The 19,373-nt window shown below is 55.8% G+C and carries 23 protein-coding genes and 1 tRNA gene; 12 read left to right on the top strand and 12 right to left on the bottom strand.

Translation table 11 applies throughout. The features are described from left to right. Nucleotides 1–60 precede the first annotated feature (60 nt). Nucleotides 61–891, top strand: coding sequence for a basic amino acid ABC transporter substrate-binding protein (locus A7P97_RS03995; RefSeq protein ID WP_067525723.1), 831 nt, complete (start codon nucleotides 61–63; stop codon nucleotides 889–891). A gap of 118 nt (nucleotides 892–1,009) precedes the next feature. On the opposite strand, the gene pflA is transcribed toward A7P97_RS03995, so the two are convergent. Together pflA and pflB are read right to left on the bottom strand one after the other, a co-directional pair. Next, nucleotides 1,010–1,825 (bottom strand): pyruvate formate-lyase-activating protein, encoded by an 816-nt coding sequence (gene pflA / locus A7P97_RS03990; protein ID WP_067439492.1) that lies wholly within the window; start codon nucleotides 1,823–1,825, stop codon nucleotides 1,010–1,012. A gap of 121 nt (nucleotides 1,826–1,946) precedes the next feature. Then, nucleotides 1,947–4,226, bottom strand: coding sequence for a formate C-acetyltransferase (pflB, locus tag A7P97_RS03985; protein ID WP_067530482.1), 2,280 nt, complete (start codon nucleotides 4,224–4,226; stop codon nucleotides 1,947–1,949). A 506-nt stretch (nucleotides 4,227–4,732) separates the two neighbouring features. Between pflB and A7P97_RS10865 the strand changes: the two genes are divergently transcribed. Next, the gene (locus A7P97_RS10865; protein ID WP_255361588.1) at nucleotides 4,733–4,861 is read left to right on the top strand and encodes a hypothetical protein; all 129 of its coding nucleotides are present in this window, start codon (nucleotides 4,733–4,735) and stop codon (nucleotides 4,859–4,861) included. A gap of 192 nt (nucleotides 4,862–5,053) precedes the next feature. On the opposite strand, the gene A7P97_RS03980 is transcribed toward A7P97_RS10865, so the two are convergent. The 6 genes from A7P97_RS03980 to A7P97_RS10050 form a co-directional block, all read right to left on the bottom strand. After that, nucleotides 5,054–5,129 (bottom strand) — tRNA-Thr (locus A7P97_RS03980). A 12-nt stretch (nucleotides 5,130–5,141) separates the two neighbouring features. Continuing rightward, complete coding sequence (efp, locus tag A7P97_RS03975) at nucleotides 5,142–5,702, bottom strand: elongation factor P (protein ID WP_003823135.1); 561 nt, start codon at nucleotides 5,700–5,702, stop codon at nucleotides 5,142–5,144. Nucleotides 5,703–5,821: 119 nt separating this feature from the next. Next, on the bottom strand, nucleotides 5,822–6,109 hold the full coding sequence (locus tag A7P97_RS10365; protein WP_197474168.1) for a hypothetical protein: 288 nt from the start codon (nucleotides 6,107–6,109) through the stop codon (nucleotides 5,822–5,824). A 294-nt stretch (nucleotides 6,110–6,403) separates the two neighbouring features. Next, nucleotides 6,404–7,150 carry an isoprenyl transferase gene (locus A7P97_RS03965; RefSeq protein ID WP_067530481.1) on the bottom strand — a complete coding sequence of 249 codons (747 nt, stop codon included), beginning with the start codon at nucleotides 7,148–7,150 and terminating at the stop codon, nucleotides 6,404–6,406. A gap of 88 nt (nucleotides 7,151–7,238) precedes the next feature. Further along, complete coding sequence (frr, locus tag A7P97_RS03960) at nucleotides 7,239–7,796, bottom strand: ribosome recycling factor (protein ID WP_064083836.1); 558 nt, start codon at nucleotides 7,794–7,796, stop codon at nucleotides 7,239–7,241. Next, nucleotides 7,793–8,056 (bottom strand): hypothetical protein, encoded by a 264-nt coding sequence (locus A7P97_RS10050; protein ID WP_125080314.1) that lies wholly within the window; start codon nucleotides 8,054–8,056, stop codon nucleotides 7,793–7,795. Before A7P97_RS10050 ends, frr begins: the two co-directional genes overlap by 4 nt. A 102-nt stretch (nucleotides 8,057–8,158) precedes the next feature. Here A7P97_RS10050 and A7P97_RS03955 point away from each other — a divergent pair, with 102 nt between their 5' ends. Both A7P97_RS03955 and A7P97_RS03950 read left to right on the top strand, forming a co-directional pair. After that, nucleotides 8,159–8,647, top strand: a complete 489-nt coding sequence (locus tag A7P97_RS03955) for a ricin-type beta-trefoil lectin domain protein (protein WP_067530479.1) — start codon at nucleotides 8,159–8,161, stop codon at nucleotides 8,645–8,647. A gap of 225 nt (nucleotides 8,648–8,872) precedes the next feature. Continuing rightward, nucleotides 8,873–9,343 carry a Dps family protein gene (locus tag A7P97_RS03950; RefSeq protein ID WP_067525707.1) on the top strand — a complete coding sequence of 157 codons (471 nt, stop codon included), beginning with the start codon at nucleotides 8,873–8,875 and terminating at the stop codon, nucleotides 9,341–9,343. 236 nt (nucleotides 9,344–9,579) lie between these two features. Here A7P97_RS03950 and pyrH read toward each other — a convergent pair whose 3' ends face one another. Next, on the bottom strand, nucleotides 9,580–10,293 hold the full coding sequence (gene pyrH / locus A7P97_RS03945; RefSeq protein WP_067530478.1) for a UMP kinase: 714 nt from the start codon (nucleotides 10,291–10,293) through the stop codon (nucleotides 9,580–9,582). A gap of 169 nt (nucleotides 10,294–10,462) precedes the next feature. Beyond that, nucleotides 10,463–10,927, bottom strand: a complete 465-nt coding sequence (locus A7P97_RS03940; RefSeq protein WP_197474167.1) for an SMI1/KNR4 family protein — start codon at nucleotides 10,925–10,927, stop codon at nucleotides 10,463–10,465. Between the two features lie 3 nt (nucleotides 10,928–10,930). On the opposite strand from A7P97_RS03940, the gene A7P97_RS10360 reads away from it, so the two are divergent. Next, on the top strand, nucleotides 10,931–11,071 hold the full coding sequence (locus A7P97_RS10360; protein WP_197474166.1) for a hypothetical protein: 141 nt from the start codon (nucleotides 10,931–10,933) through the stop codon (nucleotides 11,069–11,071). A 32-nt stretch (nucleotides 11,072–11,103) separates the two neighbouring features. On the opposite strand, the gene A7P97_RS03935 is transcribed toward A7P97_RS10360, so the two are convergent. After that, nucleotides 11,104–12,078, bottom strand: coding sequence for a YheT family hydrolase (locus A7P97_RS03935; RefSeq protein WP_067530477.1), 975 nt, complete (start codon nucleotides 12,076–12,078; stop codon nucleotides 11,104–11,106). A gap of 267 nt (nucleotides 12,079–12,345) precedes the next feature. Between A7P97_RS03935 and A7P97_RS03930 the strand changes: the two genes are divergently transcribed. Beyond that, nucleotides 12,346–12,630 (top strand): hypothetical protein, encoded by a 285-nt coding sequence (locus tag A7P97_RS03930; RefSeq protein WP_067530476.1) that lies wholly within the window; start codon nucleotides 12,346–12,348, stop codon nucleotides 12,628–12,630. A gap of 118 nt (nucleotides 12,631–12,748) precedes the next feature. Here the strand turns inward: A7P97_RS03930 and murA are convergent, their stop codons facing one another. Beyond that, a complete protein-coding gene (gene murA / locus A7P97_RS03925; protein ID WP_067530475.1) occupies nucleotides 12,749–14,002 on the bottom strand; it encodes a UDP-N-acetylglucosamine 1-carboxyvinyltransferase in 1,254 nt (417 codons plus the stop codon). 314 nt (nucleotides 14,003–14,316) lie between these two features. On the opposite strand from murA, the gene pheA reads away from it, so the two are divergent. The 6 genes from pheA (at nucleotide 14,317) to A7P97_RS03900 (ending at nucleotide 19,143) form a co-directional block, all read left to right on the top strand. Then, nucleotides 14,317–15,393 (top strand): prephenate dehydratase, encoded by a 1,077-nt coding sequence (gene pheA / locus A7P97_RS03920; protein WP_067530474.1) that lies wholly within the window; start codon nucleotides 14,317–14,319, stop codon nucleotides 15,391–15,393. A 141-nt stretch (nucleotides 15,394–15,534) separates the two neighbouring features. Next, nucleotides 15,535–15,753 (top strand): hypothetical protein, encoded by a 219-nt coding sequence (locus A7P97_RS10045; RefSeq protein WP_125080317.1) that lies wholly within the window; start codon nucleotides 15,535–15,537, stop codon nucleotides 15,751–15,753. 53 nt (nucleotides 15,754–15,806) lie between these two features. Then, a complete protein-coding gene (locus A7P97_RS03915; RefSeq protein WP_082887591.1) occupies nucleotides 15,807–16,211 on the top strand; it encodes a DUF6636 domain-containing protein in 405 nt (134 codons plus the stop codon). Nucleotides 16,212–16,538: 327 nt separating this feature from the next. Next, on the top strand, nucleotides 16,539–17,159 hold the full coding sequence (gene thiE, locus A7P97_RS03910; protein WP_067530473.1) for a thiamine phosphate synthase: 621 nt from the start codon (nucleotides 16,539–16,541) through the stop codon (nucleotides 17,157–17,159). Between the two features lie 123 nt (nucleotides 17,160–17,282). After that, nucleotides 17,283–18,029 (top strand): 23S rRNA (guanosine(2251)-2'-O)-methyltransferase RlmB, encoded by a 747-nt coding sequence (gene rlmB, locus A7P97_RS03905; protein ID WP_067596319.1) that lies wholly within the window; start codon nucleotides 17,283–17,285, stop codon nucleotides 18,027–18,029. Nucleotides 18,030–18,207: 178 nt separating this feature from the next. Continuing rightward, on the top strand, nucleotides 18,208–19,143 hold the full coding sequence (locus A7P97_RS03900) for a cation diffusion facilitator family transporter (protein WP_067530471.1): 936 nt from the start codon (nucleotides 18,208–18,210) through the stop codon (nucleotides 19,141–19,143). The last annotated feature ends 230 nt before the right edge of the window (nucleotides 19,144–19,373 follow it).

The raw sequence follows: 19,373 nt of genomic DNA, 5'->3' as shown, positions 1-19,373 counted from the left end.
ATGATGTGCACAGAGCGCAATCATTAATTAATATCCAAACCAATCCAGGAGAACCAAACAATGAACATGAAAAAATGGCTGGCCACCGCTCTGGCCTGCTCCGCCATCGTCCTCAGCGGCTGCGGCAATTCCGGCGGCACCCAGCAAGCCTCGCAACCTGCCGATGCCAACGCCTCCAGCGCTTCCGCCCCCGGCAGCGAAAAAGTATTGCGCGTGGCCACCAATGCCGAATTCGCCCCCTTCGAATCTAAAAACCCTGACGGCAGCCTCAGCGGTTTCGATATCGACCTCATCAACGCCTTAGCCAAAGAAGCCGGCTACCGCGTGGAATTTAAAGACCAATCTTGGGACAGCCTCTTCAACAGCCTGCGCAACGGTGATGCCGACGTGGTAGTGGCTGCCGTAACCATCACCCCCGAACGCCAACAAAGCATGCTCTTCACCGACCCCTACTTTGAAATCACTCAAGTAGTGGCCGTGCCCGAAGGCAAACAGGTAGCTTCTGTGGAAGATTTAAAAAATCTCAACCGCGTAGGCGTGGTAACCGGCAACACCGGCGATTTGGCCGCTTCCAAACTCTTGGGCGCCACCAATCCCAAAGTAACCCGCTTCGAAAGCCTGCCCCTCTTGCTGAAAGAATTGCAAAACGGCGGCGTGGACGCAGCCGTGAGCGACAGCTCCGTGGTGATGGAATTCATCAAACACAACGGCGACAAAGGCTTCACCATGATTAAAGTGCCCGATTTCGAAGCCGAACACTACGGTATCGCCCTGCGCCAAGACGACACCGAGCTGCGCGACACCCTCAATAAAGCCCTGGCCGCCATCAAAGCCAGCGGTGAATACAACCGCATCCACCAGCAATACTTCGGTACCGCCGCTGCCAAATAAGCCGGTTCTGCCAATCTTGCACCAAAACTGCCTGCAATTGTTTGCAGGCAGTTTTTTATAGGAGGAAAGGCTACCTGAAATATGTTAGCCTCTTTTCAGGCAGCCTATTCGGGCGGGCTTATACGATGGTTTGTTTACCATAGCTTTCGATGATTTCCTTTATCCGCAGGACGGTTTCTTTGGGCGGGGGGTGCACGCCTTTGAGCTTGTATTCGTCGCCGCACAGCTCCCATTTGTGGGCGCCTAGTTCGTGGTAGGGAAGGATTTCCACGGTGTCGGCGTTGGGCATATCGGCAATAAATTCGCCGAGCAAGTGGGCGGAACGGTCGTCGTCGGTGTAGCCAGGTACGACGACGTAGCGGATGCGGGTGGGCTGATTTCGTTCGGCAAGATGGCGGGCAAACCGCAAAACTTTGGTGTTGGGGATGCCAACCAACACTTTGTGGATTTCGGGATCGATTTGCTTTAAATCTAGCATGACGAGGTTGGTATTGTCCAACAGCTCTTCCAAGGCACTGTCGTAGTGCAGGGCATAGCCATTGGTGTCGAGGCAGGTGTGGATGTCGTGCTCGCGGCAGGCTACAAACCAGTCGCGGATGAATTGGTATTGCAGCAGGGGTTCGCCACCGGTGGCGGTTACGCCGCCACCGGTGGCGCGAAAGTAGTGTTTGTAGGAGAGCACTTGCTGCATGAGCTGGGGCACAGTGAAGTGCAGCTCTTTTTCACTGTGCCTGTCCCAAGTGTCGCGGTTGTGACAGTAGAGACAGCGCATAAGGCAGCCCTGCATGAAGAGGACGAAGCGCAGGCCGGGGCCGTCTACGGCACCACCGGTTTCTATAGAGTGGATGTAGCCGATACCTTTGTAGGAGCGGCTGCGAGTGTCGGGCTGTTTTTTCGGTGGGGCACCGGGACTGATGGGGATGGATTCTGGCATGGTGGTTGGTGTGCGTTGGGTTTCAGGTAGCCTTTACAACAGGAATCAGGCTGCCTGAAAACGGGAGGAAACAAAAGTGCCGGAATGAGTTCCGGCACTGATTCCTGCTAGCTGGGCATGATTACATCCGGCTGGTGAAGGTGCGAGTGATCACGTCTTGCTGCTGCTCTTTGGTGAGCGAGTTGAAACGCACGGCATAACCGGACACGCGGATGGTGAGCTGCGGATATTTTTCCGGGTGTTCCATCGCATCCACCAACATTTCGCGGTTGAGCACGTTCACGTTGAGATGCTGGCCGCCTTCCACACCAGCTTCGTGGTGGAAGTAGCCGTCCATCATACCGGCCAGGTTGCGTTCGCGGGAGCTTTCGTCTTTGCCCAACGCACCGGGGATGATGGAGAAGGTGTAGGAAATGCCGTCTTTGGCAAACTCGAACGGCAGTTTGGCCACGGAAGTCAGCGAAGCCACGGCGCCGCTCACGTCGCGGCCGTGCATGGGGTTGGCGCCCGGGCCGAACGGTGCGCCTGCGCGGCGGCCGTCGGGCGTGTTGCCGGTTTTCTTGCCGTACACGACGTTCGACGTGATGGTGAGCACGGACTGGGTGGGCACGGCGTTGCGGTAGGTCGGGTGGGTGGCCACTTTTTTCATGAAGCGTTCCACCAAGTCGCAGGCGATGCCGTCCACGCGGTCGTCGTTGTTGCCGAACTGCGGGTATTCGCCGTCGATTTCGAAATCGACGGCAATACCGTTTTCGTCGCGGATCGGTTTGACTTTGGCGTATTTGATGGCGGACAGCGAGTCGGCGGCCACGGACAACCCAGCGATGCCGCAGGCCATGGTGCGTTTCACATCACGGTCGTGCAGCGCCATCAGGGCGGCTTCGTAGCTGTATTTGTCGTGCATGTAGTGGATGATGTTCAGCGCGGTAACGTATTGGGTTGCCAACCAGTCCATGAAGCTGTCCATGCGGGTCATCACGGTGTCGTAATCCAATACTTCGTCTTTAATCGGCTCGGTTTTGGGGCCGACCTGGTCTTTGGATTTTTCGTCCACGCCGCCGTTGATTGCGTACAGCAGGGTTTTGGCCAGGTTGGCGCGTGCACCGAAGAACTGCATCTGTTTGCCGATTACCATCGGGCTCACGCAGCAGGCGATGGCGTAATCGTCACTGTTGAAGTCGGGGCGCATCAGGTCGTCGTTTTCGTATTGGATAGACGAAGTGTCGATGGATACCTTGGCGCAGAACTCTTTGAAGCCTTGCGGCAGTTGTTCGGACCACAACACGGTGATGTTCGGTTCGGGAGACGGGCCCATGTTGTACAGGGTGTGCAGCACGCGGAAGTTGGTACGGGTGACCAGCGTGCGGCCGTCCAAGCCCATGCCGCCGATGGATTCGGTGGCCCAAATCGGGTCGCCAGAGAAGAGCTGGTCGTATTCGGGCGTGCGCAGGAAACGAACCATACGCAGTTTCATCACCAAATGGTCGATGAATTCCTGTGCCTGGCTTTCGGTAATCACGCCGTTTTTCAGGTCGCGCTCAATGTAGATATCCAAGAAGGAAGACACGCGGCCGAAGCTCATGGCGGCGCCGTTTTGCGATTTCACGGCGGCGAGGTAGGCGAAGTAAGTCCATTGGATGGCTTCTTGCGCGTTTTTGGCCGGGCCGGAAATATCGAAGCCGTAAGAGGCGGCCATTTCCTTCATCTGTTTCAACGCAATATGCTGCTCGTTGATTTCTTCACGCAGGCGGATAACGCTTTCCAAGTTTTGGCCAGATTCCAAATCGGCTTGTAAAGAATGATACTGCTCAGTTTTGTCTTGCATCAGACGGTCGATACCGTAAAGCGCCACACGGCGGTAGTCGCCGATGATGCGGCCGCGGCCGTAGGCATCGGGCAAACCAGTTAAAACGCCCGATTTCCGGCAGCGGCGGATGTCGGGCGTATACACATCAAACACACCTTGGTTGTGGGTTTTGCGGTATTTGGTGAAGATTTCTTCCACTTCGGGATTCAGTTCCACACCGTAGATTCTGCAGGAATCTTTCACCATTTTCAGGCCGCCGAAGGGCATGATGGAGCGTTTCAGCGGCTCGTCGGTTTGCAGGCCGACGATGGTTTCCAAATCTTTGTCGATATAGCCGGGCCCGTGACTGGTGATGCCGGAAACAACTTGCGCATCAATCTTATACGGCGCGTGGGTTTTATTCTCCACCTTGATGCCTTCCATCACCTCCGCCCACAGCTTGGTAGTGGCTTCGGTGGCCGGCGCTAAAAAGCTACCATCGCCTTCATAAGGCGTGTAGTTTTTTTGGATGAAATCGCGTACATCAATGCTATTTTCCCAATCACCGCTAACAAAGCCTGTCCAAGCAGCCGGACGCTCTATTGCTGAAGCCATAATAACCTCCTGTTTAATATAAATAAATAAAACAACGTTACAAATTAGAATTCACCATTAAAGAATGGCATTCTTCATGCCGTTTTGGGCAGAAAACTCTAACCAATAGTGCTTCTCTTAACCTAAATCAAACTTGATATCTTTTATTATTACTTATCAATACACTAAAATCAAGAAATTTTTCAGGTAATCTCATTTCCCAGCCAGAGGCTACCTTTGCTTCCGATGTGGTTAAATTATCCACCTATTCAGTCTCATCCTCAAGCAAACAAACAACAGGGAGCCCGCCTTGTTTCATGTTCGATTGGAACAGCTATTAATCCTACTTAAACCAATTTTCCAGTAAATATAGCACCCCCAAGCTACCTGAACATACCCTTCATAAATCCTTTCACGACTACCTCCAACCCTGAAAGCTGTTTTTTCGTGCCTGAGGCATCGCCATCTTTATTGCCGGCTCCTACCTCCAGCCCGCACCCGACTGGGATATTCCCATCAGTTTCCCGATGGCCTTCAGTACCTACTTGTTCGCCCCCATCACTTCACGCACGCTGGCGCGTCGGCAGTGGAAATACCTGCCGCTGGCATTGTTTGGCATGTGGTTTTCCGTCGACGGCATCTACTGGCTGTATTGATCGTGGCGCGATCCGGTAGCATTCAAAATGATGCGCAACGGCAACGCCCCCGCATCCGCCTGCCTGTAGCCTATGCGCCATGATTTGGCTGCACGACGGCACACTGCGCGACATAGTTGCGCTTGAAGAAATAAAGCACATAGGCCACCTGAAATCTACCTGGCAAAAGCCCCGCAAAAGCGGAGCCGGGATTGGTGCCGGTAAAGGGAGTCGAACCCCCGACCTTCGCATTACGAATGCGCTGCTCTACCAACTGAGCTATACCGGCCAGATTCGGCAATTAGGCGCGTTTGCGGAATTCGCCGGTGCGGGAGTCGATTTCCACTTTGTCGCCGTTTTCAATGTAGGCCATCACTTGGATTTCGGTACCGCCCACGAGGCGTGCGGGTTTCATCACTTTGCCAGAAGTGTCGCCTTTAACGGCGGGCTCGGTGTATTCCACTTCGCGCACGATGATGGTGGGCAGCTCAACAGAAATCGGGTTGCCTTCGTAGAAGGTTACTTCGCACACGTCTTCCATGCCGTCTACGATGAATTTCAGGTTATCGCCGATGTTTTCGCCTTCAACTTCGTATTGGTTGAACTCTTCGTCCATGAATACATACATCGGGTCGGCGAAATAGCTGTAGGTGCATTGTTTGCGGTCGAGCTGGATAACGTCGAACTTGTCATCGGCTTTCACGATGGTTTCGCTGTTTGCGCCGGTGAGCAAGTTTTTCAGCTTCATGCTTACTTTGGCAGAGGAGCGGCCGCCTTTGATGTATTCGGTTTTCTGTACCACCATCGGCTCGCTGCCCACCATGAATACGTTGCCGGCGCGCAATTCTTGTGCGGTTTTCATAATTTATATCTCTTTCAGTCAAATCAGGGAAAAACGGAAAACGCGGCATTTTAGCGCAAACGGTTTTGGCTGTCCAAAGTAAAGGCTACCTGAAATTTTCAGGTAGCCTTTCGTGCTACTTATTCGTAATAACGCCCTAAGTCCAACAAATCACCAAACAGCGACCAATCCTCTGCCACAGCCGCTTCCTCCCCCAATCTATCTTCCAGCCCCTGCGCGCCGCATTCCAAAAGGGTGAGCGGGTCGAAGTTGTACCAGCTATAGCCGGTTTCGGAGGTGATACCGTAGTGGCGCAATTCGTTTTGCAACTCTTGGCCACGCATGCGGTGCAACTCGGCTACCTGAAAAATAATCACGGCGCAGGCGTATTGCCACGGATCGCTTGTTTTCAGCTGCTCATCGGGCATCTGGCGGATGAGCAGCCATTGTTCGTTAAACGGCGCAGGCGAAGCAGTAAAGGCTTCTTGCAGTAGGCTGAGGCAGAGGGCGGGAGTGCAAACGGCATCCTGTTGGCTTTGCAGCAGGGCGTAGAGTGCCAGGAGATAGTCTTCGAGATCGCGGTTGGTGAATGACTAGCGAAGATTTTCGATATGGATGAAGAATTCGCTGTGGTTTATAAAATTGGCATGAATTGTATCGCTAAAACAAAGCGGCAACAGGTATCTGCCCATCGCCGCCCTGCCCGATCGAAAACCAACAACTCAACCGCGCTGCTGTTCCGGCGGCAACTGTTCGCTGGTGCGGCCAAAGCGGCGTTCGCGCACTCGGAAGGAAGAAATGGCACGGTCAAACTCGGCAGCATCGAAATCCGGCCACAGCGCGTCGGTAAAATAAAATTCGGCATAGGCCATTTGCCAGAGCATGAAGTTACTGATGCGAGTTTCGCCGCCGGTGCGGATAAACAGGTCGGGCTCAGGGGCTTCGGCCAAGGAAAGGCGCTGGGAGAGGTCATCTTCGGTGATTTCTCTTTTGCCTTCGGCAATCAGCTGGTTGGCAGCTTGCAGGATATCCCAGCGGCCGCCGTAGTCGGCAGCAACGGTGAGCGTGAGGCCGGTGTTGCCGGCAGTGAGCCGTTCGGCAGCTTCGATGCCAGCCACAATCGCGGCGGGGAAGCGGCTGCGATTGCCGATCACTTTGAGCCGCAGGTTGTTTTGATGCATTTTGTCCACCTTCCCATCCAGTGCCTGCAAAAATAGCTTCATCAAAAAGGAAACTTCATCTTCGGGCCGACGCCAGTTTTCAGTGGAAAAGGCGAATACGGTGAGGTATTCCACGCCGAGCTCAGCGCAACGGGCGGCTAGGTTTTCTAGGGCGGTGAGGCCGCGTTTGTGCCCCATCACGCGCGGCAGCAAGCGTTTTTTCGCCCAACGGCCGTTGCCGTCCATAATCACGCAAACATGGCGCGGAATATTGGTGCGTTCGGGGATGCTTTGGGTGCTGCTGCTCATATGCTTTCCTCGGGCTAGGCAGGTTTCAGGTAGCCTGAGGCGGCACGGGCAAATATATCAGCCCATGCCGCCGTATCGCTCGGATGGTTTACACCACCATCAAATCTTCTTCTTTATGCTCCAGCAGCTTATCTACTTCGGCGATGTATTTGTCGGTAAGCTTCTGGATCTGCTCTTCGCCGCGGCGGGCATCGTCTTCCGACACTTCTTTATCTTTCAGCAATTTTTTGATGTGGTCGTTGGCATCGCGGCGCACGTTGCGGATAGACACGCGGCCGTCTTCGGCTTCGCCGCGCACCACCTTGATCAGGTCTTTGCGGCGCTCTTCGGTAAGCATCGGCATCGGTACGCGGATGAGGTCGCCCATAGAAGCGGGGTTCAGGCCGAGGTTGGAATCGCGGATGGCTTTTTCCACTGCGGCGGCCATATTGCTCTCATAGGGCTTCACGCTGATGGTGCGCGCGTCGAGCAGGGTTACGTTGGCCACCTGGCTCACCGGCACCATGCTGCCGTAGTATTCCACTTCCACCTGATCGAGCAGGCCGGTGTGGGCGCGGCCGGTGCGCACTTTGGCTAAGTTTTCGCGCAGCACTTCCACCGAACGCTGCATCTTGGTTTCAGCTGAGGTTTGGATTTCTTTGATCATAGGGTTTCCTTAATTGAAATGTTTTCAGGTAGCCTTCCGGCTGCCACGGCAATAGTGCATAACGGGCGGGATACTACCTTGCTTTGCCCGCTGCGGCAAGGTTTTCCGGCTACCGGGCGCGCCGCCACCATAAACCGCACATCCGCCTGCTCTCCGGCCTGATAATACTGCATCTGCATCCGGCTTAACACCTCGCCGCACAAACGGACAAACCCCGCCCACAACAACACCAAACCGCTATACAAAACTACACAAACCACTTTCCTATCAAGCCAGCATTTGCTAAATTCCACAGCAGCAAATTATGCCATATTCCCAGCCTCACTATATAAAAGGCTACCTGAACCCACGAGGATCACCCCATGCGCCGCCTCATCCTGCTCTCCGCCCTCCTCCTCACTGCCTGCCCTCTGCCCTATTGCCCCGTGCGCCCCATCCCGCCCAATGCACCCAAACTCCACACAAAAGCCCCGAGCAGCACTGCTTTTGCTCGCGAAAAACAATCTGAATCCAAGCTCCCCGATGGCAACACCATGCGTATCGGCAGCGAATGCATCACCGTCCACAACCGCACCCCCACCCTTCGCCCCTGCCGCAACGCGCCCAATCAATATTTCGAACGTATCGTCCGCAACGGCACCATCCGCCAAAACAGCCAATGCCTCACCCAAACCGGCAGCAGCATCAGCATCACCCTCGAACCCTGCACCGGCAACCGCAATCAAGAATGGTATAGCGATGGCAAGCGCCTGTGCAGCCGCAGCGCCAATGCCCAATGCTGGAGCGTCGGCCAGCACGGCGTGCGCCTGCAAACCCGCAACGATTCGCCCGAACAGGAAGTGCTACGCTAAAACAACAGCAAATGCCCACGCTCACCTTTTATAGCCAATCTTTCAAACATATCAGAACATAATATAAGGCTACCTGAAACCTTTCAGGTAGCCTTCTCTTGGGTATTAAAATAAAAAATCAATCGAAAAGTAATTTTTAATTGTAAAAATAAAATACTCAGCACTACAATGGCTACCAATCAAACAGTAATTCTTTTTCCCAACTCTGTTTAATAAGGAGCCATCATGAGCATCAACATCGGTATCAACGAAACCCAACGCCAAACCATCGCCCAAGGCCTGTCTAAAGTGCTGGCCGACACCTACACCCTCTATCTGAAAACCCACAACTACCACTGGAACGTGGAAGGCCCGATGTTCCACAGCCTGCACACCATGTTTGAAGAGCAATACAACGAGCTGGCGCTGGCCGTGGACGAAATTGCCGAACGCATCCGCGCACTTGGCTTCAAAGCGCCGGGTTCCTACAGCGAATTCGCCAAACTCACGTCTATCCCCGATGGCCAAAGCAGCAACGATGCCCTTGCCATGATCCGCGAACTGGTGGAAGGACAGGAAACCGTGATCCGCACCTGCCGCGAGCTGTTTCCCGCTGTGGACCAAGCCAACGACGAGCCCACTGCCGATCTGCTCACCACCCGCATGCAAACCCACGAAAAAACCGCCTGGATGCTGCGCGTATTGCTGCAAAAATAAGCAGGCTTGCCCAACACACCAACGCCCGTTGTTGCAACGGGCATTTTTTTGCGGCACGAAAAGCTGGCCGGAACAAGATGACCAAAGGAGGCTGAGCGTCTACGGAGGCTAACTTTGGGTGGCCAGATTTTGTGTTGGTGCTTTTCAGGTAGCCTCTCCCCCTACAACAGGCTACCTGAAACCCAAAACATCAGGCCGCTCCCATTGGGAAGCGGCCTGCAATCTTGCCAATTCAATCAAATATGCACCAAAGTGCCTTCGTCTTCGCCCAGCACCACCCGTTTGAGCGCGCCTTCTTTGGCGATGCCGAACACCACAATGTTCAGTTTGCGTTCGCGGCACAGCGCCAAGGCGGTGGCATCCATCACTTTCAGGTTTTTCACGATGGCTTCGTCAAACGTGATGTCTTGATAGCGCGTGGCCGAAGCGTCTTTTTTCGGGTCGGCGGTGTACACGCCGTCCACATTGGTGGCCTTGAGCATGATGTCGCAGTTCATTTCCGCACCGCGCAGCGCGGCGGCGGTGTCGGTGGTGAAGAAGGGGTTGCCCGTACCGGCGGCGAAAATCACCACTTTGCCTTCTTCCAAATATTGAATGGCTTTGGGGCGGGCATAGGTTTCGGCAATCTGCTGCATGGAAAGCGCGGATTGCACACGTGCTGGCTGGCCGAGGCTTTCAAACGCATCTTTCAAAGCCAACGCGTTCATCACGGTGGCAAGCATGCCCATGTAATCGGCAGTGGCACGGTCCATATCGCTGGCTTGTGCGGCCACACCACGAAACAGGTTGCCGCCGCCCACCACCACACCCACTTCCACGCCCATTTTGGCGATTTCCACAATCTGCCCGACAATGCCCATAATCGTGGCACGATTGATGCCAAAGGCATCGTTACCCATCAATGCCTCGCCGGAAAGTTTCAATAAAACACGCTTGTAGCGGATAGTCATGGCAGCCTCTCTTCATGGTTGGAAAATTCAAACGGCAGGCATTATACGCGCTTTCGACTGCGTCGGCTGGCTGATTGTAGCAGTTTATTAAATCAAGATTACCTGAGAATATCGGTTTTCAGGTAGCCTCTTTACCACGGTATCTATTAACTCTGCTTAAAAATCGTCTTTAATGAATAAAATCGTATCTATCTTCAATTAAGGCAAGCAGATATTCATCGAAACTGTCGGCAATCACTTCCAGCTCGTCGGGATCATGCAGGTAGCGAACGATTTGCCCACCCTTGCCGGATGCCGATGGGGTGAGATCGATAAACATCTGCGAGGTGCCTCCGTTGTTCATGCAGTCGGAGAAGTGTAGCCAGCAGGCATTGGCTGCATCGCGGGTGATACGGTCATCCACGGCCACGTCTTCAGCAGGGTAGGTTCGGTTGATGTAGTCGGACAAATATTGTGGACTTTTGCTTTCCAGCATCTGCCAGGCGGAGAGCAGATAGTAGGGATATTCCATAATATCAGAGCCGAGCAGGAACAAGCTGACTGTTTCGCCTTGGTATTCGCGCCAGTAGGTGCCGTCGGCGAAAGCGAGCAGCTCAAGCAGGGAGGCAGGCGTTTGCGGATAGGTGGCTTGCAAAGCATGGACATCTTCAAGGGCGATACCGTGCTTGATGTCGACAAAGTGTGCCTACTCGTCTGTACCGCCGCATTGGACGTAGGCTTGCTGCAAACCGGCGAGATAGTTTTGGGTAATGGTCATGATGTTTCCTTTCAACTCTGATTAGAGGCTACCTGAAAAATCTTCCTACCTTTTCAGGTAGCCTTTACTGCCACGCCGTCGAAATAACGCAACACGGTATCTGGCAGCCAATCTAAATCAGCCGTGCCGGGAAAGCCGGCGTGGCCGCCGTATTCGGGCTGCAACAGGGTAACGGCTGACGACACATCGCCCGCCTGCGGCAGTGATTCGGCAGGAATGAAGGGGTCGTTGAGTGCGTTCAAAATCAGGGTAGGTACGGCGATTTGGTGCAGCAGGGGTTTGGCGCTGGAGCGGCGGTAGTAGTCGGCGGCATCGGCAAAGCCGTGCACGGGGGCGGTGAAGCTGTTGTCGAAATCGGTGAAGTTGGCGGCAGCTTGCACGGCAGCGGCGTCAATCTGCGGAAAACGGGCGGCGCAAGCAGCGGCTTTAGGCAACAGCGAACGCAGGAAATAAGGTGCATACAACATTTTGCTCAAGCCCTGTTCCAGCCGGTGCGAGGCGGCGGTTAAATCCAACGGCGCACTCACCACGGCAGCAGCCTGCGGAATAGCATGGCTGCCTTGTTCGGCCAGATATTTGGCCAATGCGTTACCGCCTAAGGAAATACCGACGGCGCAGATGCGCGGGTAGCGTGAGTGCATTAATTGCAGCATGTGCGCGACTTCGGCGCTGTCGCCGGAGTGATAAAACACGGGCGCGCGGTTTTCCACTTCGCCGCAGCTACGGAAATGCGCCACTACGCCATGCCAGCCGTGCCGTTGCGCGGCAAACATCAGGGCGCGGGCATAATGGCTGGCGCTGCTGCCTTCCAGCCCGTGAAACAGCATCAATAGCGGAGCATCGGGGCGTTTGCCATCTACAAAATCGTATGCCACCTCGGTAGCGCCCAGGCTGTCGGGCAAAAGTTCGCGCCGGTAGGCTAGGCTGCCAATGCGCACCAACTTCGGCCAAATGCTCTGCAAATGCCCGCCGCGCAACCAAAACGGTGGCCGGTAGGCGGGCAATTGGGGGAAATTGTTTCGGTTCATGTGTGGCAATCCATTGAAAATATTTAATCGGCAGTACGCGCTTGGCTATCGCCTGCTTCACATCAGGCAGCAAATTAGCCAACTAATAGGCTAATTTATAAAGAAATTTATTTAAAGCCATTAGATCACCCGCCCACAAAATGCGACACTTACCGACACTGCCGTAGGGAAAAAGCGGCATAATCGTTGTCAAACCTTACTCCGATATAGTAGAGTGTTTCCACAGCTACTGGCAACGGTAGCCATTTTTCACAGGAGAACCTAACTATGCAACGCAAATTAACTATTCTGATGCTGGCCTTGCTGCCGATTGCGTCCGCATGGGCCGACGGTGTAAAAATCGGCAACGACTCTTCCGGCCTGCCGCCCGAATTGGTACAAAATCTGGCGCAAACGTCCAAATCCATGGGCGTGAAAGAGCCGATGAATATCAGCACCCGCAGCGAAGGCGGCGCACGCTATGCCGTGGTATCCGGCACTTCCGGCACCACTTGCCGCATCAAACTGTCCAACGGCAACCCGCCCACCATCTTGGGCTTGTCCTGCCGTTAATCCAAACCGGCAAAGATTGGAAACAGCCCGAATATCGGGCTGTTTTTGCTTCCTGATGCTGAAGGCTACCTGAAAACCCTACGGTTGGTTTTTCAGGTAGCCTTTGCTGTCAAAGCGCCTACTGTTTCAAACGTTCGATTTTCGCGCCCACTTTGCTCAGCTTCTCTTCGATATGCTCGTAGCCGCGATCCAAGTGGTAGATGCGCTCCACGATGGTGTCGCCGTCGGCCACCAGGCCGGCAATCACCAGGCTGGCCGAAGCGCGCAGATCGGTGGCCATCACGGTGGCGCCGGAAAGCCTCTCCACGCCTTTTACCAGCGCAGTGTTGCCCTCGGCGCTGATTTGCGCGCCCATGCGGTTGAGTTCGGGCACGTGCATGAAGCGGTTTTCAAAAATGGTTTCCACCACCCGGCTGCTGCCCTCGGCCACCGCGTTCATCGCCATAAACTGCGCCTGCATATCGGTGGGGAATCCCGGATGCGGCACGGTGCGCACGTCCACTGCCCTCGGGCGCTGCGTCATTTTGATTTCAATCCAGTTTTCACCGGTTTGGATTTCCGCCCCTGCTTCCACCAACTTGTCCAATACCGCTTCCATGGTTTTGGGCGCGGCATTTTTCAGGCGTACCTGCCCGCCAGTCATGGCTACGGCGCAGAGGAAAGTGCCGGCTTCGATGCGGTCCGGCACCACGCTGTGGGTACAGCCGTGCAGTTTTTCAACGCCTTCGATGATCATAGAGGGCGTGCCGATACCGCTGATTTTCGCGCCCATTTTCACCAGGCATTCGGCCAAATCCACCACTTCCGGCTCCACTGCGCAGTTTTCCAGCACGGTGGTGCCTTCGGCCAGTGTGGCTGCCATCAGTAGGTTTTCCGTGCCGCCCACGGTCACCATATCCATCACCACACGCGCGCCTTTGAGCTTGCCGCGTGCCTTCACATAACCGTGCTCGATCACGATTTCCGCACCCATGGTTTCCAGCCCTTTCAAGTGCTGATCCACCGGCCGCGAGCCGATGGCGCAGCCGCCGGGCAGGCTCACTTCCGCCTCACCGAAACGCGCCAGCGTGGGACCGAGCACCAAAATGGAAGCGCGCATGGTTTTCACCAATTCATACGGTGCACAAGTGTTGTTTACCGTGCCACCGTTGATTTTGAACTCGCTCACGCCGTCGCTTTCCACCTCCGCGCCCATGCCTTGCAGGAGTTTGTGCGTGGTTTTCACATCAGCCAGCATCGGCACGTTGGTCAAATGCAAAATATCTTCAGTTAAAAGCCCGGCGCACATCAGCGGCAGGGCAGCGTTTTTAGCACCGGAAATCACGATTTCGCCGTGCAACGGGCCATTGCCGGTAATTTTCAGTTTGTCCATGTTTCAGTTGAATTTCTTTAATCTTTAGGTTGAAGCGGCAGCCCTTGGTAACAAAGGCTACCTGAAAACGCGAGATTATAAACGTTTTACCCTAGCCGTAGGCAGCCTTTGCCCAACTTTTCCCGCAATGCTTCTCAGCTAACCCCCACCCCAATCAAGGCCACCTGAAAACATTCAGCCAACACCAACGCCCCGTTTTTCTGCGCTATAACAAGCTCACTTCACTTCCGCTGCAGCCTTAGCCCAATTGGTATCAACAGGACGCCAATCTGCTATACAATCAACCCATCCCCATCCCGCACAAAGGCCGCGCCATGCCCGACCAATCCCTCGCCCCCCACCGCCAGGCCATCGACGCCATCGACGCCGAAATCCTCACTCTGCTTAACCAGCGCGCCGCCCACGCCCGTGCCATCGGCGAGCTCAAAGGCACCGGCACCGTCTACCGCCCCGAGCGTGAATCCCAAGTGTTGCAGCGCATTCGAAGCCTAAACCAAACCGCCGCCGGCATCCTGTCCGACGAAGCTGTTGCCCGCCTGTTCCGCGAAATCATGAGCGAATGCCTCGCCGTAGAACGCCCGCTCACCATCGCCTACCTCGGCCCCGAAGCCACATTTACCCAGCAAGCCGCCGTGAAGCACTTCGGCCACGCCGCCCACACCCAGCCCTGCCCCTCCATCGACGAATGCTTCTGCCTCGTGGAAACCCGCCAGGCCGACTACGCCGTTGCCCCTGTGGAAAACTCCACCGAAGACCCGGTCGGGCGCACCCTCGACCTCATGGTTTCCACCCCCCTGCGTGCCTGCGGCGAAGTACTCCTGCGTATCCAGCACCATTTATTGCAGCAACCCAGCGGCAGCCCTCAGCCGGAAAAAGTGTATGCCCACGCCCAAGCGCTGGCCCAATGTCACGAGTGGCTCAACCGCCACCTGCCCCACGCCACCCGCATTTCTGTGGCCAGCAGCGCCGAAGCCGCCCGCCTCGCCGCCGCCGAACCGCAAGCCGCCGCCATTGCCGGCCAGACCGCCGCCGAGCACTACCACCTGGCCAAACTCGCCGCCAACATCGAAGACGAGCCCAACAACACCCGCTTTCTCATCTTCGGCCACAGCCGCACCCGGCCCTCCGGCCTCGACAAAACCTCCCTCATCGTCTCCGCCCCCAACCGCCCCGGCGCCGTGCACTGCCTGCTCCAGCCCTTCTCCGAGTACGGCATCTCCATGACCAAGCTCGAAAGCCGCCCCAGCCGCGCCGGCCTGTGGGACTACCTCTTCTTTATTGACATCGAAGGCCACGCCGACAGCCCCCAAATCCAGCCCGCCCTCGAAGCCCTTGCCGAATGTGCCGCCTTCGTAAAAATCATCGGCGCCTATCCGCAAGCTGTGCTGTGAAATCCCGAAATATTTTTCAGGTAGCCTCTTTAGAATGCAGCAAAGGCTATCTGAAACAAGCTTTTCGAAGGAAGTCGAGTTTCTGAGAAATTATTTAAAGAAGCTAAAACTAGTTTTTACAAAGCTAAAAAACATCCAACTTTGAGATACAATTCTCCTTTCCCAACCACTCTAATAGAGCAACACCATGCGTACTACGCCAAATTCCAAGCAGGCAGCTATGCCCTCCCCGACAACCAGCCCTTCAAACTCTTTAACCAACCCGGCTGGCAATGTACTGCCCAATCCGACAGTCTAAGTTGCACCAATACCGAAGGCCACGGCTTCCAAATCAGTCCAGACAGCCTGTTCCGCTTCTAACTATCTGTTTACCAATCACTTTTCCAACCACTCTCTATATAAGGAGTAACATCATGCGTACCCTCCCCCTTACCGTCGCAGCCATCCTACTCGCCGCTGGCACCGCCCATGCCGACATCAAACTTTTCCGCAGCCCCAGCGGCAACATCAACTGCATGTACGACCATTCCCCCGGCGTAGTGGAATGCCAGATTCCCCAGCCCGACCGTCCCATCCGGCCCAAACCGCGCGATTGCGAGCTCGATTGGGGCGGCAATTTCTCCATCTCCCGCACCGGCCGCACCCAAATGGGCTGCGTTGGCGATAGCCTCGCTAGCCCCGACAGCCGCGTGCTGCCCTACGGCCAAACCCTGCGCGGCGACGGCTGGCAGTGCACCAGCCGCACCAGTGGCATGACCTGCACCAACAGCCAAAACCACGGCTTTGAAATTAGCCGCCGCCGCCAACGCCTGTTCTAATTTCTGATACATACAAAAGGCTACCTGAAAGTTCCAGGTAGCCTTTTATTATATTGAGGCACAACTATTTTCATACAAGACAACAAACCATGAACATACAGCCTTACGCAAAACGTGCCGACGTCGTAGCATGCCTATTTCGACACGACTATATGCTCAGGCAACCGCCATCTCTGCCCTAAAGGCTACCTGAAAGCTCCAATTTATTTTCAGGTAGCCTTATATATTTCATGCCGTCGGGGCTAGTCCTGACAGTATCTTTCCCATCCCGGCCAGTAGCGGCTACGCTATAATAGCCACCCCGCAACCACCCGCAGGCCGCCCGCTATGCAACCCTTTCCCCCCATCATCCGCCCCCTCAAATTCTACGCCGTAGTGCCCGATGCCGATTGGGTGGCGCGGATGGCCGATGCCGGCGCAGACACCGTGCAGCTGCGCAGCAAAACTCTCACTGGCGAAGCACTGCGCCGGGAAATCCGCCGCGCCATCGCCGCCACCAGCGGCTCGCATAGCCAACTTTTCATCAACGACCACTGGCAGCTCGCCCTCGAAGAAGGCGCCTACGGCGTGCACCTCGGCCAGGAAGATATGGACAGCGCCGACTTTGCCGCCCTCGCCCGCGCCGGCATCCGCTTGGGGCTGAGCACCCACGACGAAACCGAAATGGCGCGCGCCCTGGCCGTACAGCCCAGCTACGTGGCCTGCGGCGCCGTATTCGCCACCCACACCAAAGCCATGCCCACCGAGCCGCAGGGGCTGGACAAACTGCGCCGCTACGTGCAACAAGCCGGTAGCACCCCCACTGTGGCCATCGGCGGCATCACGCTGGAAAACGCGCCCGCCGTGCTCGCCACCGGCGTGTCCTCGCTGGCCGTGGTCAGCGCCGTCACCCACGCCCCCGACCCCGCCGCCGCCGTGCGCGCCTTCCAAAAATTGTGGCCGGAATAAGGCCACCCAACACGCGGCCATCAGAAAGCGCAAGCTGCCGCGTAGATTAAACCTCGATATCCAAAAGGCTACCTGAAACCATATCTGCTTTTTCAGGTAGCCTGCATCACGAAAGCAAACCATATGTCCAACCGCCGCCTGATCTATGGCTTCCACGCCGTCAACGCCCGCCTGTGGCAAAGCCCCAAAAGCCTCACCGAGCTCTACGCCCTGTCCGGCCGCCACGATACCCGTATGCAGCAGGCTTTGGAGAAAGCCGAGCAGGAAAATATTCCCGTTCACTTCGTGGAAGCCGCCCGCCTTGATAATCTGTGCCGCCACGCACGCCACCAAGGCATCGCCGGCTTTATCGACGCTTCGCACAACCACGTCCACCTCGACGATGTGCTCGACAACCTTACCGAGCCGCCCCTGCTGCTCATCCTCGACGGCATCACCGACCCGCACAACCTCGGCGCCTGCCTGCGCGTGGCCGACGCCATGGGCGTGCACGCCGTGATTGCGCCGAAAAACCGCAGCGTCGGCTTGAATGCCACCGTGAGCAAAGTAGCCTGCGGCGCCGCTGAAACCGTGCCCTACATCGCCGTCACCAACCTTGCCCGCACCCTGCGCGAACTCAAAGAGCGCGATATCTGGATAGTGGGCACCGACATGGGCGGCGAAGCCGACCTGTTCCACTACGACATCCCCGCCGCCGTGGCCTGGGTGATGGGCAACGAAGGCGAAGGCATGCGCCGCCTCACCCGCGAACACTGCGACGCACTGGTGTCCATCCCCATGCTCGGCACGGTGGAAAGCCTCAACGTATCCGTGAGCACCGGTATAGTGCTGGCCGAAACCCGCCGCCAGCGCGCGCTGAAGGCAGACTAGCCCCAGCGGCTGCAAATTTTCAGGTAGCCAGTTAGGCAAGCAAGCCGTGGGATGAACACTCGCTGCCTATACATTTTTATTTCTAAGGCTACCTGAAACCACGCGGGCATTTATGCCCGCTTCTATTGTCTTCTCATTTTCAGGTAGGTAGCCCCACCCTATCCCCCAAGGAGCGTCCATGTCCTTCCACAGCCACGAACACAACCATTCCCACGTCCACAGCACCAACACCCATATCCTGCGCGTATCGTTAGCCGTGATTGCCGGCTTTATGCTGGTGGAAGCAGCGGCAGGCTGGATCAGCGGCAGCTTGGCACTCCTCTCAGACGCGGGACATATGTTTTCCGATGCCGCCTCGCTCGCCTTGGCGCTTTTTGCCTTCAAATGGGCGGAGAAGGCCGCCAACTCGCAGAAAAGCTACGGCTATCAGCGCGTGGAAATCCTTGCCGCCACGCTCAATGGGCTTACGCTGGTGGTGATGGCGGCGTGGATTGTGGTCGAAGCCGTTATCCGCGCCTTCAAGCCCGTGCCCGTAGCAGGCGGCGCGATGCTGATGGTGGCTGCATTCGGGCTGTTGGTAAACCTGTTTATCGCGTGGTATATGCTGCGCGGCGAGAAAGACAACCTGAACATGCGCGGCGCGTTTTTGCATGTGGTGGGCGACTTGCTCGGCTCCGTTGCCGCAGTAGCGGCCGGCCTGTTGATACAGTTTTATGGCTGGGACTGGGCGGACTTGGCCGCCAGCGCGGCGGTGGCGCTGCTGATTGGCAAAAGCAGCTGGGGCGTGCTTTCAGGTAGCCTGCACATCCTGATGGAAGGCACGCCCAAAGGCACGGATTTGGGAAAAATTGCCGAAGACATACAGAAAATCAACGGTATATTGGGCGTACACGATTTGCATGCCTGGACGATTACCAGCAAAAAACACGCCATGTCCTGCCACATCATCGTGCGTGGCGACCTAACCGTGGCACAAGCCGCCACTTTGGCGCAACAAGTGCAGGCAACGGTGCAAACTCACGGCATCGGGCACATCACCGTGCAGACCGAACCCGCAAATACCGGCGCAGCATGCTGCCAAGCGTGCGAACAGCCTACGCATGAGCATAATTAACAGCCGATATGGTTTTGGCACTTAATAGTGTGACTCCTAACAGCCGACAAACCGAAGATAGCTTGAGTGGCAGTAAGAAGAGCCAACACCACATCATTCCTATTTTAACCTCTCGTTTTAGCCTCTCGTTGCAACTGCGCTTTCAGGTAGGCTTGTTCTTTAGCAATAACTCCTTATCGTTCCAACGCCAACACCAGCAATTCGCCGGCAATCATAGCTATCCGATATAG

This window comes from Eikenella sp. NML070372 (genome assembly GCF_001648415.1).
GTDB classification, from domain to species: domain Bacteria; phylum Pseudomonadota; class Gammaproteobacteria; order Burkholderiales; family Neisseriaceae; genus Eikenella; species Eikenella exigua.
Note: the sequence above shows the minus strand (reverse complement) of the source record. Positions and strands in the feature narration are given on the sequence as shown.